This window comes from Aeromonas sp. ASNIH5 (assembly GCF_002902865.1).
Classification (GTDB): Bacteria; Pseudomonadota; Gammaproteobacteria; order Enterobacterales; family Aeromonadaceae; genus Aeromonas; species Aeromonas caviae.
Map to the genome: position 1 here is coordinate 3,476,417 of NZ_CP026122.1, position 14,329 is coordinate 3,490,745.

Annotated in this window: 11 protein-coding genes; 8 read left to right on the forward strand and 3 right to left on the reverse strand. The window is 65.3% G+C overall.

What is annotated here, in order from left to right; genetic code table 11:
* The first annotated feature begins 10 nt into the window (after positions 1–10).
* The 8 genes from mreC to C2U30_RS16365 all read left to right on the forward strand — a co-directional run bounded on the left by mreC (position 11) and on the right by C2U30_RS16365 (position 10,884).
* Positions 11–919, forward strand: a complete 909-nt coding sequence (gene mreC / locus C2U30_RS16330; RefSeq protein ID WP_029313545.1) for a rod shape-determining protein MreC — start codon at positions 11–13, stop codon at positions 917–919.
* The gene (mreD, locus tag C2U30_RS16335) at positions 919–1,404 is read left to right on the forward strand and encodes a rod shape-determining protein MreD (RefSeq protein WP_010672635.1); all 486 of its coding nucleotides are present in this window, start codon (positions 919–921) and stop codon (positions 1,402–1,404) included. The genes mreC and mreD overlap by 1 nt, the downstream gene beginning before the upstream one ends.
* Before the next feature lie 52 nt (positions 1,405–1,456).
* Complete coding sequence (locus C2U30_RS16340) at positions 1,457–2,044, forward strand: Maf family protein (RefSeq protein WP_103244115.1); 588 nt, start codon at positions 1,457–1,459, stop codon at positions 2,042–2,044.
* Between the two features lie 79 nt (positions 2,045–2,123).
* Positions 2,124–3,593: a ribonuclease G gene (rng, locus tag C2U30_RS16345; RefSeq protein ID WP_039040432.1), complete on the forward strand. Its 1,470-nt coding sequence runs from the start codon at positions 2,124–2,126 to the stop codon at positions 3,591–3,593.
* Positions 3,594–7,493, forward strand: coding sequence for a YhdP family protein (locus C2U30_RS16350; protein WP_199767285.1), 3,900 nt, complete (start codon positions 3,594–3,596; stop codon positions 7,491–7,493).
* Between the two features lie 185 nt (positions 7,494–7,678).
* The gene (locus C2U30_RS16355; RefSeq protein WP_043154366.1) at positions 7,679–8,485 is read left to right on the forward strand and encodes a carbon-nitrogen hydrolase family protein; all 807 of its coding nucleotides are present in this window, start codon (positions 7,679–7,681) and stop codon (positions 8,483–8,485) included.
* Between the two features lie 57 nt (positions 8,486–8,542).
* Positions 8,543–9,991, forward strand: coding sequence for a metalloprotease TldD (gene tldD / locus C2U30_RS16360; protein WP_041212218.1), 1,449 nt, complete (start codon positions 8,543–8,545; stop codon positions 9,989–9,991).
* 32 nt (positions 9,992–10,023) lie between these two features.
* Positions 10,024–10,884, forward strand: coding sequence for an SIS domain-containing protein (locus C2U30_RS16365; RefSeq protein WP_103244116.1), 861 nt, complete (start codon positions 10,024–10,026; stop codon positions 10,882–10,884).
* 87 nt (positions 10,885–10,971) lie between these two features.
* Here C2U30_RS16365 and C2U30_RS16370 read toward each other — a convergent pair whose 3' ends face one another.
* From C2U30_RS16370 to murP, 3 genes are all read right to left on the reverse strand, one after another.
* A complete protein-coding gene (locus tag C2U30_RS16370; RefSeq protein ID WP_103244117.1) occupies positions 10,972–11,577 on the reverse strand; it encodes a DUF2057 domain-containing protein in 606 nt (201 codons plus the stop codon).
* Positions 11,578–11,626: 49 nt separating this feature from the next.
* Positions 11,627–12,700 (reverse strand): porin, encoded by a 1,074-nt coding sequence (locus C2U30_RS16375; protein WP_103244118.1) that lies wholly within the window; start codon positions 12,698–12,700, stop codon positions 11,627–11,629.
* Positions 12,701–12,802: 102 nt separating this feature from the next.
* Positions 12,803–14,257 carry a PTS N-acetylmuramic acid transporter subunit IIBC gene (murP, locus tag C2U30_RS16380; RefSeq protein ID WP_103244119.1) on the reverse strand — a complete coding sequence of 485 codons (1,455 nt, stop codon included), beginning with the start codon at positions 14,255–14,257 and terminating at the stop codon, positions 12,803–12,805.
* Positions 14,258–14,329: the final 72 nt, after the last annotated feature.

Below are 14,329 nucleotides of genomic sequence, written 5' to 3' on the forward strand. Positions count from 1 at the left end.
TTGACGACTCATGAAACCCATCTTCGGTAGAGGCCCTTCGCTTCAGTTACGGTTGTTTCTCGCCGTCATCATCTCCGTCGCTGCCATCGTCGCGGATTCCCGCTTCGGTGTGTTCAGCCATGTCCGCGTTTATCTGAGCTCCCTGGTGAGCCCGCTGCAATACATCGCCAACGCCCCCGGCACCCTGCTCGACACCATGTCGACCCAGGTGCAGACCCGCGCCGATCTCATCGAGCAGACCAAGCAGCAGGAGCAGCAACTGTTCACCCTGCGCTCGCGTCTGCTCAAGATGGATCAGCTGGAGCACGAGAACCAGCGTCTGCGCGAGCTGCTGGGGTCGCCGGTACACAAGGAGTCCCGCAAGATGGTGGCCGAGCTGCTGTCGGTGGATTCCGACCCCTTCAGCCATCAGGTGCTGATCAACAAGGGGGCGCTGGATGGCGTCTACAACGGCCAGCCGGTGATCAACGATCAGGGGGTGGTCGGTCAGGTGCTCCACGTGGGCTCCACCACCAGTCGCGTCCTGCTCATCACCGACTCCAGCCACGGTATCCCGGTGCGGGTGCTGCGCAACGACTTGCGCGCCATCGCCTCCGGCAGCGGCGAGCTGGACAAGCTGGAGCTGCGCAACCTGCCCCGCAACACCGACGTCCAGGTCGGCGATCTGCTGGTCACCTCGGGCCTGGGCGGCCGCTTCCCGGAAGGTTATCCGGTGGCGACCGTGACCCGCTCCGACTACGTGGAGGGCAAGCCCTTCGCCCAGATCGAGGCCAAGCCGCTGGTGGCGCTGGACCGTCTGCGCTACCTGCTGCTGCTGTGGACCGACAAGAAACCGGAAGTACACGACAAGGATGCCCTTGAGCCTGCGGCGAGCGCCTCGGCGGCCACGGCAACCTCGGCGGCGGGGGCGACGCGCTGATGCTGCAACCCGCCAGCGGCAGGATCTGGATCTGGTGTTCGATCCTGCTGGCCCTGTGCCTCTCCATCCTGCCGCTTCCCTTTCAATTCGAACCCTTCCGTCCGGACTGGCTCGCCATGGTGCTCATCTACTGGGCGCTGGCGCTGCCGCACCGGACCAACGTCGGCACCGCCTGGGTGGCGGGCCTGCTGCTGGACGTGCTGCTCGGCAGCACCCTCGGCGTGCGGGCCATGGCCATGGCCATCACCACCTACCTGGCGGCCTTCCAGTTCCAGAAGATCCGCAACTTCTCCCTCTGGCAGCAGGCGCTGATCATCGGTCTGCTCTCCCTGGTGGGGAAGATCACCGTGTTCTGGGCGGAGCATCTGTTCAGCCGGGCCAGCCTCAACTTCGCCTACTTTTGGTCGACGTTGACGACGATGTTAATATGGCCCTGGATTTTTATGGTCTTGCGCAAGGTGCGGCGTCGCTTCAATATCAAGTGAATGTGAATAAAAACAACGCATTGTAACTGCGCATCGTCTCATTGAGTGAAGTATGAACAAGCACAACGAACTGCAACTCTATCTCGCCTCGGGTTCCCCCCGCCGGCATGAGCTTCTGACCCGCCTGGGCTATCGTTTCGAGGTCCTCAAGCTGGATGTGCCGGAGCTGCGCAACGACGGTGAGAAGCCCCAGGATTACGTCTGCCGGCTGGCCCGCGACAAGGCGATGGCCGGTGTGGCCGCGGCGCCGACGGCGCTGCCTGTGCTGGGGGCCGACACCATAGTGGTGCTGGGGGAGCGGGTGCTGGAGAAGCCGTCCGATCTGCTCGATGCGAAGGACATGCTGGAGGCGCTCTCCGGCAAGGTGCATCAGGTGATGACCGCGGTGGCGCTGGCCACCCCGGAGCGCTGCGACGTGCGGCTGGTCACCACCAACGTGGCGTTCCGCAAGCTGGACGAGTCCGAGATCGAGGCCTACTGGCGCACCGGCGAGCCGTGCGACAAGGCCGGCGCCTACGCCATCCAGGGCATCGCCGGCAAGTTTGTCAGCCGGCTCGAGGGGAGCTACAGCGCCGTGGTCGGCCTGCCCCTGCTGGAGACGGATCTGTTGATCAAGCAGCACCTCGAGCAGACCCGGTAATCCTCCCGTCAGCAGCGTGCTGCTGAGTTACCCATTGTTCGTCGTGCCAGAATTTAAAACTAGAAAGGCAAGGTAACTTATGTCAGTCGAACTGCTGGTGAACGTCACCCCCTCCGAAACCCGGGTCGCCCTGGTCGAGAACGGTCTGCTGCAGGAAGTGCACGTGGAGCGTCAGGCCAAGCGCGGCATCGTCGGCAACATCTACAAGGGCAAGATCAGCCGGGTGCTGCCCGGCATGCAGGCCGCCTTCGTCGACATCGGCATGGACAAGGCCGCCTTCCTGCACGCCTCCGACATAGTGCCCCACACCGAGTGCGTGGCGATCAAGGAGAAGGAGCAGTTCCAGGCCGGCAACATCGCCGAACTGGTGCGCCAGGGGCAGGACATCATGGTGCAGGTGGTGAAAGATCCCCTGGGCACCAAGGGCGCCCGCCTCACCACCGACATCACCCTGCCATCCCGTTATCTGGTCTTCATGCCGGGCAGTGCCCACGTGGGGGTCTCCCAGCGCATCGAATCCGAGGCGGAGCGCGAGCGCCTCAAGCGCACCGTGGCCGGCTATGTGGACGAACTGGGCGGCTACATCATCCGCACCGCCGCCGAAGGGGTGGGGGAGCAGGAGCTGGAGCAGGACGCCGCCTTCTTGAAGCGCCTGTGGCGCAAGATCCTCGAGCGCAAGCAGAAGTACCCCCCCTGCAAGATCCTCTACGAGGATCCCAGCCTGGCGTTCCGGGTGGTGCGCGACTTCGTCGGGGCCGAGCTCGACAAGATCCGGGTCGACTCCCGCCAGAGCTTCGATCAGCTCAAGCGCTTCACCGAGGAGTACGTGCCCGAGCTCGCCAACAAGCTGGAGTACTACTCCGGCGAGTCGCCCATCTTCGATCTCTACGACGTGGAGAACGAGATCCAGCGCGCCCTGGAGCGCAAGGTGGAGCTGAAATCCGGCGGCTACCTCATCATCGATCAGACCGAAGCCATGACCACGGTGGACATCAACACCGGCGCCTTCGTCGGCCATCGCAATCTGGAAGAGACCATCTTCAACACCAACGTCGAGGCCACCGCCGCCATCGCCCGTCACCTGCGCCTGCGCAACCTCGGCGGCATCATCATCATCGACTTCATCGACATGCAGTCCGAGGATCACCGCCGCCGGGTGCTGCACAGCCTGGAGCTGGCGCTTGCCAAGGACAGGGCCAAGACCAACGTCAACGGTTTCTCCCAGCTCGGGCTGGTGGAGATGACCCGCAAGCGCACCCGGGAGAGCCTGGAGCACGTGCTCTGCGCCGAGTGCCCCGAGTGCAAGGGGCGCGGCCGGGTCAAGACGGTGGAGTCGGTCTGCTTCGAGATCCTGCGGGAGATCATCCGGGTCAACCGCGCCTACGACGCGGATCAGTTCACCGTCTATGCGGCTCCTTCGGTGGCCGATTACCTGCGGGGGGAGGAGTCCCACAGTCTGGCGGAGCTGGAAGTCTTCATCGGCAAGCAGGTCAGGGTGGTCTCCGAGCCGCTCTGTGGGCAGGAACAGTTCGATGTGGTGATGATGTAATTGGTCTACCGCTGGCTGAGTCGGGGCTGGTTGGCCCTCGGAGTCTTCTTCGTGCTGCTGGCCGTTCTGGTCAGCGTCGTACGACTGGGCGGCCCCTTGCTCAACCAGCACCGGGCGGCCGTGATAGGGACTCTGCTCGGGGAGAGTCAGCTCGAGGTGAGCGTGGATCATGTCGGGCTGGAGTGGACTCCCCGCGGCCCGGCCATCGGGCTGGAAGGACTGGCCATCGCCCCCGATTCGGGGCGTTTCTCCCTGCGCCTTGGCAAGGTGTGGGCCCACCTCGACTTCTGGCGCTCCCTCAACGAACTCAGACCGGTGTTTGGCCAGTTGATCCTGAGCGACGGCAACATCGCGCTGGACATGACCCAGCCCGCCACCCCCGTCAGCGGGAAGAGCGCGAACCAGCAGGAGGCCCTGCTGCGCTTCCTGCTGACCCAGCTCTCCACCTTCGACATTCACGACACACGCCTGAGCCTCACCACGGCACTGGGGGAGGTGCGCGCCCTCGACATCGCCCAGTTGCGCTGGCAGAACCGCGGCAAGCGGCATCAGGGGGTCGGCAAGGCCTATCTCATCAACGGGGTGGGAGAGAGCACCCTGGACCTCATCATCGATGTGGATGCCCCCGAGGTGCGGCTCGACCGCCTCAAGGGCCAGCTCTATCTGGGGGCCAGCGAGCTGGACATCAGCCCCATGCTGGCCCGGATCCACGCCGGCGCGCCGCCGGTGAGCGGCCAGCTCGACTTCCAGCTCTGGAGCGAGTTCGAGAAGGGCAGGCTCGGCAACTCCCTGCTGGCCTTTGGCAACAACCACCTGATCTGGAAAGACGAGATCAAGGGAGAGCCGCACCGCCTCGACCTGCAGGGGGGCAAGATCCAGCTGCGTCGGGACGGCGAGGCGTGGCAGCTCGCGAGCCACGACGTCATCTTCAAGCTCGATGGCGCCACCTGGCTGCACAGCCGCCTGCAGCTCGAGCGCATCGGCTCGCGCATCCAGGGCTATGTGCCCGCCATCGATCTCGACCAGATTGCCAACCTGAGCCAGCTGGTCTCCGGCCTCTATCCCGAGCTGACCGAGACCCTCAAGCGCACCCGGCCAAGGGGCCAGTTGCAGGAGCTGGTCCTGCAGGCCGACGGGGACTGGCAGGGGCTCTCTTTGCAGGGGCAACTGCGCGGCTTCGGGACCCGGGCCTGGCACGATGTGCCCGGTCTGCAAAAGCTGGACGGCGACTTCTGGCTGACCCCGAACGGGGGACGCGCCCGCCTGACCCTGGGCAAAGGCAAGGTGGATCCGGCCCGCCACTTCAAGGAACCCATCCCGGTGGACAGCCTGAGTGCGGCCCTCGACTGGTGGCGGGCGCCGCAAGGCTGGGTGCTCTATGGTCAGGACATTGCCCTGGAGAACCCGGATCTGCGCCTCGCCAGCCGGTTTCGCCTCGAGCTGTTCGAGCACCCCTTCCTCGCCCTGACCGGGCGGATCGACGTCAAGAACGCGGCCCATGCGGATCGCTACTACCCCCTGGCGGTGATGGATGAGGGGCTGGTGAGCTACCTGAGCGGCGCCATCAAGGGGGGCAAGGCCAAGGGGGCCGACCTGCTCTGGTACGGCGAATTCCGTGACTTCCCCTACGACAACGGCAAGGGCGTCTTCCAGGTGGCGGTGCCGCTGCAACAGGCCACCTACGAGTTTTTCCCGGGCTGGCAGCCGCTGACCGACCTGCAGATCGATCTGCTGTTCCAGAACGCCAGCCTCGACATGAACAGCCGCGCCACCCAGCTCGGCAAGGCCAGCTCCGACTCGGTGCACGCCTGGATCCCGGACCTCTATCCGGGGGCTCACCTCTACGTGGATGCCAGGGTTGAGGGCGAGGGCAAGGCCATCAGCGACTATTTGCAGGACTCGCCGCTGGGGGGATCCGTCGGTCAGGCGCTGCGGGAGGTGGAGATCCGCGGCCCCATGAAGGGTACGGTGAAGCTTGACATACCGCTGGATGGCGAGGGGGAGGTCAAGGCCAGCGGGGAAGCCAGCTTCAAGGACAACAAGGTGAGGATCGCCTCCCTGGATCTGCCCCTCGACGGGGTCGCAGGGACGCTCGAGTATGACAACGAGCAGACGCGCATTCACAACCTCAAGGCCAGCCTGTGGAACCAGCCGCTGACCCTGGATTATCAGGGGCGGCAACTGCCCCACGGCTATCAGGCCGATCTCAAGTTCCAGGGGCAGTGGGACAGCCGCCGCCAGCGCCGGGACATACCGGCCCTCGAGATGCTCCAGGGGCGCAGCAACTGGTCCGGTACTCTGGGGCTGACCCTGCCCGAGAACAAGGCGTTCAGCTTCCAGCTGGCGCTGGACTCCAACCTGCAGGGCATGGGGCTGGATCTGCCTGTGCCCCTGACCAAGGCGGCGGGTACCCGGCTGCCCCTCAAGGTGACGGCCCGTGGGCGTGATGGCAGCGCCGACATCCGCGCCGTGCTGGGGGCGGACATCGACATGCAGAGCCGCCTGGTGTACGGCGACGGCGTCCCCTACCTCAGCCGGGTGCGGGTCAACATCGGCCAGCCCGGGGCGCGGGTGATGCAGGACAAGCCCATGCTGCTCGCCATCAACCAGCAGCAGGCGGACGTGGCCGGCTGGCTGGCTCGTCTCAAGCAGTGGCTGCCGGCCGGTTCGGCGCCGAGTGACAATGCGGTGGTGGGCCCCTCTTTCTTGCCCCAGGAGTGGTGGGTAGATGGCCAGCTGGCCCGTGCCGACATCGGCAGTGCCAGCCTCAAGGCGGTGCACTTCACCCTGGGGCCGGTGAACCAGGCCACCGAGGTGATGATCGACAGCCCCGACGTGATGGGGGTGGTGCGGGTGCCGGTGGCCGATGGGCGCCCCATCGATGCCAAGTTTGCCCGCATCTACTGGTCCGGCAAGGGGACCGATCTCAGCCCGGATCCCGATGAGCGCCAGGACAGGGCCATCATGAATGCCATTCCCTGGCTCACCTTCAGTTGCGTGGATTGCCGCTTCGGCGAGCTGCCCCTGGGTGAGGTGAAGGGGGAGCTGCTGCCCGGGGCCAACCGGCTGGATCTCAAGGGACTGGAGATGCGCCTGGCGGGCAGCACCCTGCGCGGCAGCGCCGAGTGGCTGGCCCGTGGCAGCCAGATGCAGACCCGTGCCAGGGTGAACCTCGAGACCCGCAACAGCGAGCTCCTGCTCAAGCGGCTCGGCTACACCTCGCCCATCGGGGATGCCCCGGGCAAGCTGGCGCTGGATCTGAACTGGCGTGACGTGCCCTACCGCCTGAGCCTGCCGACTCTGGCGGGCAGTGCCGACTACCAGCTGGAGGGAGGCACCCTGCGGGAGGTCAACGACAAGGGGGCCCGGCTGCTCTCCCTGCTGAGCCTCGACTCCCTGATGCGCAAGCTGCGCCTCGATTTTCGCGACGTCTTCGACAAGGGCTTCTATTTCGAGTCCATGTCCGCCTCCGCCAAGGTCAATCAGGGGGTGGTGGAGAACAACGACTTCTACATGAAGGGCGCCGCGGGCAACCTGCGGGGCAAGGGCATCGCGGATCTGGTGCGCTGGCGGCTCGACTTTGATCTGAGCTTCTCCCCCAACCTGGGGGGCACCCTGCCCGTGGTGGCGGCCTTCTCCCTGACCCCCATCACCGGGCTCTATGTGCTGGCCCTCTCCAAGCTGCTGGAGCCCGTGGTGGACGTGGTGACCCGCATCGATTTTCGGGTCTCCGGCCCGCTGGACGCCCCCAGGCTGGTGGAGGCGGGGCGGGATCGCGCCCGCATCAAGCTCAACCAGCACCAGAAGGATGTGGTGGATGCGGTGGCGCCCGGCCTGCCCGCCAAGGAGGTCACCCCCTTCCTGCTCGCTCCCAAGCATCAGGGCTCGGGTCAGCGCTGAGGGCATGCACCGGGCTGGGGGACTTTCCCCCGGCCGCCAAACCCCTCATAGTGCGGATATTGCCCCGCGAGCCGAGAAGGCCTTCTGTCACCGGTCATCGGCTCGCCCAACAGATGAGTGCGGATATTGCCCTGCGAGCCGAGGAGGCCTTCTGCCACCGGCTCGCCCAACAGAAGGAGCGCGTCATGTGGCTAGCCGCCATGCAGTTGATTTCGGGTCGTACCTGGCAGGATAACCGGGAGCGGATCGCCGCCGAGCTGGCGAGTCTGCCCGGGGAGCGCCCCTTGCTGGTGCTGCTGCCGGAAAACTTCGCCCTCTTTGGCGAGCGGCAGGGGTATCTGGACGGGGCAGAGCCGTTGGGAAATGGCCCAATCCAGCAGCAACTCTCTGATTGGGCCAAATCCCACGGCATCTGGCTGGTGGCCGGGGCCATGCCCACCGCCATCGCCGGTGCCGACCACATCCACACCAGTACCCTGGTGTTCGATCCCGACGGCGAGCTCAAGGGGCACTACCACAAGATCCACCTGTTCGACGTGGACGTGGCGGACAATCACGGCCGCTACCGGGAGTCGGAGACCTTCAGCCCGGGTGATCAGCCTGTGTTGGTGGACTCCCCCTTTGGTCCCCTCGGCCTTTCTATCTGTTATGATCTGCGCTTTCCCGAGCTGTACCGCCAGTTGGCCCGGGCCGGTGCCCGGGTGCTGCTGGTGCCTGCCGCCTTTACCGCCGTCACCGGCGAGGCGCACTGGGAGCCCCTGCTGCGGGCCCGTGCCATCGAGAACCAGTGCTACGTGGTGGCCGCCAACCAGGGGGGCACCCACGAGACAGGGCGTCAGACCTGGGGCCACAGCATGGTGATCGACCCCTGGGGCCGGGTGCTGGCCTGTCGGGCGTCGGGGCAGGGCACTGTGCTGGCGCCGCTGGATGGGGCCCTGGTCGATGAATTGAAACGCACCATGCCGGTGCTGCAACACGCCCGCCTGCTGTGAGCCCGCGGCCGTGGATTTAACCGTTACGACATCTCGCATGAGAGTGGAGAGAAAGATTTGAGTCTATTGAGCCAGGTTAGTGCCTCCCTGTTGGCCCCGAACGATCTCGACGAAGGGCGGCTGCAACAGCTGCTCGGCAGCCTGATGAGCCATCAGGTGGAGTTCGGCGACCTCTATTTCCAGCGCAGCTGGCACGAGTCCTGGATGCTGGAGGACGGCATCGTCAAGGATGGCAGCTACAACATCGATCAGGGGGTGGGGGTGCGCGCCGTCAGCGGCGAGAAGACCGGTTTCGCCTACTCGGACGAGCTGAGCCTGCTGGCGCTGCAACAGTCGGTGACTGCCGCTCGCGGCATCGCCGCCGCCGGTGCGCAGGGCAAGGTAAAAGCATGGGCTCGCACCGAAGCAAACCTGCTCTACCCGGCGCTGGATCCCCTGCAGACCCTCGACAAGCAGCAGAAAATTGCCCTGCTGGAGCAGATGGACAAGTTCGCCAGAAGTCTGGATCCCGCCATCAATCAGGTGATGGCCTCCATCAGCGGGGTCTATGAAGAGATCCTGGTGGCCGCCACCGATGGCACCCTGGCCGCTGACGTGCGCCCCCTGGTGCGGCTGTCTGTGACCGTCATCGCCGAGAAGGGGGATCGCCGTGAGCGCGGCAGCGCGGGGGGCGGTGGCCGCTTCGGTTACGACCATTTCCTCGAGCTGGACGGGCTCGAGAGCCGGGCGTTTGGCTATGTGCGCGAAGCGGTGCGCCAGGCCCTGGTCAACCTGGAGGCCATCGACGCCCCGGCCGGCACCATGCCGGTGGTGCTCGGTGCCGGCTGGCCCGGTGTGCTGCTGCACGAGGCGGTGGGTCACGGTCTGGAAGGGGACTTCAACCGCAAGGGCTCCTCCGCCTTTGCCGGGCGCATCGGCGAGCAGGTGGCTTCCAAACACTGCACCATCGTCGATGACGGCACCCTGCCGGGTCGGCGCGGCTCCGTCTCCATCGACGACGAGGGGACGCCGGGGGGCTACAACGTGCTGATCGAGAACGGCATTCTCAAGGGTTACCTGCAGGACAAGCAGAACGCCCGTCTGATGGGCGTGCCGCTCACCGGCAATGGCCGCCGTGAATCCTACGCCGCCCTGCCGATGCCGCGCATGACCAACACCTACATGCTGGCGGGTCAGTATGATCCGGCGGAGATCATCGCCTCGGTGAAGAAGGGCATTTACGCCCCCAACTTCGGTGGCGGCCAGGTGGACATCACCTCCGGCAAGTTCGTCTTCTCCGCCTCCGAGGCCTACCTCATCGAGGATGGCAGGATCACCGCGCCCATCAAGGGGGCGACTCTGATCGGCAACGGCCCCGAGGCGATGAGCCAGGTTTCCATGGTGGGCCGTGATCTCGCGCTGGATCGCGGGGTCGGGGTCTGCGGCAAGGAGGGGCAGAGCGTGCCGGTCGGCGTCGGCCAGCCCACCCTCAAGCTGGATCAGCTCACCGTGGGCGGCACCCAGTAAGGGCGCCGCAGAACAAGCAGCAGAGAGAACCCATGCTTACCCTGTCGAAAATTTCCAATATCCGCAGTCAGCTCTCCCCCAGCGAGCTCAAGATCGCCGATTACATCCTGGCTTGCCCGGAGCAGGTGACCCACTTCTCCTCCCAGGAGTTGGCCCAGCAGGCTGACGTCAGCCAGTCGAGCATAGTGAAGTTCACCCAGAAGATCGGGTTCAAGGGCTTCACCGCCTTCAAGCTGGCGGTGAGCGAGGATCTGGGGCGCAAGCACGCCATCAAGACCGACAACGTGGGGGATCTCTACAACGGCATCGGCCGGGACGACGATCTGGAGACCATGGCCAAGAAGCTGGCCCAGGAGAAGATCAACTCCATCGTGGAGACCACCCAGGCGCTCGACAATGCCACCCTGGCGCAGGTGCTGGATGCCATCAACCAGGCTGGCCGGGTCCAGCTGGTGGGGATCGGCGGCTCGGCGCTGACCGCCAAGGATCTCTGGTACAAGCTGCTCAAGATCGGGGTCACCACCCTGTTCGCCCAGGACAGCCACGTACAGATCTCCATCGCCCAGACTCTGGGGCCGGGGGATGTCCAGCTGGTGGTTTCCTATTCCGGCGCCAGCCGGGATGTGCTGGCGGCTGCCGAGCTGGCCAAGCGCAACGGCGCCACCCTGATCGCGGTCACCTCGTTTCGCAACACCCCTCTGCGGCAGATGGCCGACATGGTGCTGGACACAGTGGCCGACGAGAACGAGCTGCGCATCTCCTCCATCTCGTCGCGTACCGCCCAGAACACCATCACCGACATCCTGTTCCTCGGCCTGGTGCAGCGCCGTGACGAGGCCTGGGCGCTGATCGACGGCACCCGTGGCGCTATCGACCGACTCAACAAGGAGTGAAGCGGCCCGGCTGCAACAGACGCCGAGACCTGCCGAGAGAGAAAAACCACCCGCCTGCGGGTGGTTTTTTTATGGGCCAGTGCCGGCTCAGAGGGCAAGGGCCCAGCGCAGGAAGGCCTTGCGCTGGGCCTCGTCGGCGGCGAGGTAGCGCCGTTGCAGTTCGGGGTCGACGGGCACGGCGCCCGGGGTGGCTGCGGGCAGCACGGGCGTGACGGCTGGCAGGGCGGTGGCTGCGCTGGCTGACCCGTCGTAACGGGCCAGCAGCGCCTGATAGTCGGTCAGCAGACTGTCCTGGCTGCGGGGGAGGGTGGTTGCCGACAGGGGGTGGCTACCCTCGGGGGTCTCAAGCCGCAGGTTGGGGTGGGTGGCAAAGTGGCGAATGGCCCGGGAGTCGGCCAGCGGCGGAGTGGTCAGTTTCAGGGTGCCGCTGGCGGGCAGGGTCAGGGTCAGCAGCTGCGGGGCGGAGCGGACGCGCCCCTGGCTCTCGTTGGTGGAGCCGGGATCGAGCGGGCTGTCGAAGCGTACCAGCAGCCGGGTTTCACCGGCGGGCAGCGTGAGGGCGCGCTCGAAGGGAGAGGTCTTGCCCCGGGATGAGGCCAGCAGGACGAGGGTGTCTGCCAGCTCCAGCCGGGCGGCCTGGGTCGGCAAGGCCAGCAACAGCAGCAGGGTGGTGAGCAGTGGGAAGCGGATCATGGGGTGCTCCAGCAGAAAGCAAAAAGCCGGCCGACTGGCCGGCAGGGGATCAGAACTCGTAGCGCAGGCCGAGGTGATAGAAGCTCTCGCTGTTGCTGCTGCCGCCAAAGCTGGTGATGGTGTTGTCAGCCAGACCATCCTCGCCATCACGGAACACGTAGGCGCTGTAGAGGGAAGAGCGCGGAGTGAGCTTGTACTGCAGCTCCAGGGTGGTGTCGCGCAGGCTCATGCCGTCCCCCCCGTCGTTGTCGAGGTGGCGGTAGCCGGCGCGGGTTGCCCACTTCTGGCTGATGTCGTAGACGGCGGTCAGTTCCCATACCTTGTCTTCACTTTCTGCCCGGCCGTTGCGATAGCTCACCTGATCCTTCGCGTAGAGGGCGCCCAGCATCAGCGAACCCAGGGTGTAGCGGGCGCCGATGCCGCTGAAGCGGTACTGGTCGGCGTCGGGATCCACCTTGCTGGCACCGGTCTGGGCCGCCTTGCTCTGCTGGTAGGCGATGACTGGTGCCAGCTTGCCCGCCGCACCGAGATCGAAGGTGTAGCGCAGGGCGCCGTTGTAGCCGTAGTCGAGATCCGAGGTGCCGTTGCCGAGGATGTAGGCCAGCGACAAGTCCAGATTACCGAGGGTGTTCTGGTATTGCAGGGTGCCGTCCTGACGGAACACCTGTACCGCGGTGGAGTCCACTTTGCTGGCCTGGCGCGCCATGGCGACGTCGGAGGCGGCAAACACGTCGCCGATGTCGGTGAACATGATGAGTCCGGAGGAGACCCGGCCACCGGTCACCTTGCCCCACAGGCCGCCATCGAGCCCGGCCCAGACGTAACGGGCGGTGAGGTCGCTGCTGTTCTTCTGCACGTTGTTGGCGTATTCGGCGGCATTGACCTGATACTGGGCCATGCCGATCACGGCCACCTGCTCGTTGACGGTCTGGCGGGCGGTAAAGCCGATGCGACCGTCGAAGTCCCCCTGGCTGTTGCCGTTTTTCTTGTCCGAGACGTTGAAGCCGATGCGACCGTAGAGATCGACGTTGGAGCCGTCATCGGCCTGGTAGATGACGGCGGCCTGCGCCGTACCGGCGGCAAACAGGGCAGGAATGGCCAGGGCAAGCATGGACTGTTTCATTGTTGTCTTTCCTGTGTGGGCTCTTGTGCCAGAGCCGGGGTGAGTGAAGCCGTGACCCCGATTGCTCGGGGCCAGATAGCCAGCTGGATAGAGGGGAGAGGGTTAGCTCAGATCGACGTTCTTGCAGCCGAAGAGCAGGGTGAAGAGGTAACCGCCGAAGTAGGCAACCGCCAGACCGAGGCCATAGACCATCATGCCGGGGAAGATCCCCTGGGCCGAGGTCATCAGCGGCAGCGCGACGATGCCGGAGGGGCCGAACACGGTGTTGAGGCCGACCGGCAGGCCCATCCAGGAGATGAGACCGACCACGAACCCCCCCAGCGATCCGCCGCAGCAGGCGGTGATGAAGGGTTTGACCCGCGGCAAGGTGACGCCGTAGATGAGCGGCTCACCGACCCCGAGCAGGCCGGGGATGATGGTGCCCTTGACCTGGGTGCGCAGCAGGGAGTCCTTGGCTGCGCGACTGTAAAGCGCCAGGGCGGCGCCGACCTGGCCGGCCCCTGCCAGCGCGAGGATGGGGAACAGGGAGTTGAAGCCCTGGGCATCCATCAGTGCGAAGTAAACGGGCACGAACCCCTGGTGAATGCCGAACATCACCGAGATGAGGAACAGACCGGCCAGGATGGCGGTACCGAACGGGTTGCCGTTGAGGTGGATGAAGAGCCAGGACATGCCGTTGTAGAGCTGCACCCCCAGGGGCATGATCAGGACGAAGGTGACGGCCCCCATGATCAGCAGGGTGATGCAGGAGGTGAGTATCATGTCGAGGCTGTCCGGCATGAAGCGACGCACCTGGCGTTCCACCGAGGCGCCGATGATGCAGGCGATCAGCACCCCGATGATGTTGCCACGGGGATCAATGTGGTGGCCGAAGAAATCGGTGATGCCTGAGTAGATGCCGCTGGTGGCTTGGGGGTCATAGCCCATCACAAACAGGGAGGCCAGAATGGCACCGTTGACCCCGGAGCCGCCGAACGCTTTCTGGGCGTTGTAGCCGATGAGAATGCTGAGGAAGCTGAACAATCCCTTGCTGAACAGTTTCATGTAACCGACCAGCTCCACCAGCATGCCGCCGGTAGCTGCGCCGTCCTGCAGCAGGGTCTGTTCGATCAGGGTGGCAAAGCCGAGCAGCAGCCCCGCGGCGATAAAGCCGGGGATCAGTGGTGTAAAAATGGTGGCAAACTTGGCCAGAAAGCGGTGGGCCGCACTGCTCTGTTTCTGCTTGAGTGCCTGCTTGTTGGCCGAGGCGATGTCGCCAAGCTCGGTGGGGGCCGCAGCCGGAGCCTCCAGCGCCCCCAGTCCTGCGCTCAGCATGCCGTTCATCAGCTCGCAGGCGGTCTGAGCCTTGCCCGGCCCCAGCACGATCTGGAACTGGTTGTCGCTCTCAATCACCCCCATGACGCCGGCGATGCCCTTGATGGTATCGCGATCCGCATGCAGGCTGTCCGCCAGGCTCAGTCTCAATCGGGTCATGCAGTGGCCGCAGTGGGTGATGTTGTCCCGGCCGCCGATGGCCTGGATGATCTGGCCGATCATGGTGTCAGTTATTTTTGCCATAAAGAACCCAGTCAGTCTGTGGTGTCAGCAGGGTGCCTGGCACCCCGTTCTCGTTATGTGATGGTCATCCCT

Bases quoted from the DNA above. Each gene is read 5' to 3' on its own strand.
- mreC (WP_029313545.1), top strand. From the start codon at position 11: ATGAAACCCATCTTCGGTAGAGGCCCTTCGCTTCAGTTACGGTTGTTT.
- mreD (WP_010672635.1), top strand. From the start codon at position 919: ATGCTGCAACCCGCCAGCGGCAGGATCTGGATCTGGTGTTCGATCCTG.
- C2U30_RS16340 (WP_103244115.1), top strand. From the start codon at position 1,457: ATGAACAAGCACAACGAACTGCAACTCTATCTCGCCTCGGGTTCCCCC.
- rng (WP_039040432.1), top strand. From the start codon at position 2,124: ATGTCAGTCGAACTGCTGGTGAACGTCACCCCCTCCGAAACCCGGGTC.
- C2U30_RS16355 (WP_043154366.1), top strand. From the start codon at position 7,679: ATGTGGCTAGCCGCCATGCAGTTGATTTCGGGTCGTACCTGGCAGGAT.
- C2U30_RS16365 (WP_103244116.1), top strand. From the start codon at position 10,024: ATGCTTACCCTGTCGAAAATTTCCAATATCCGCAGTCAGCTCTCCCCC.
- C2U30_RS16370 (WP_103244117.1), bottom strand. From the start codon at position 11,577: ATGATCCGCTTCCCACTGCTCACCACCCTGCTGCTGTTGCTGGCCTTG.
- C2U30_RS16375 (WP_103244118.1), bottom strand. From the start codon at position 12,700: ATGAAACAGTCCATGCTTGCCCTGGCCATTCCTGCCCTGTTTGCCGCC.
- murP (WP_103244119.1), bottom strand. From the start codon at position 14,257: ATGGCAAAAATAACTGACACCATGATCGGCCAGATCATCCAGGCCATC.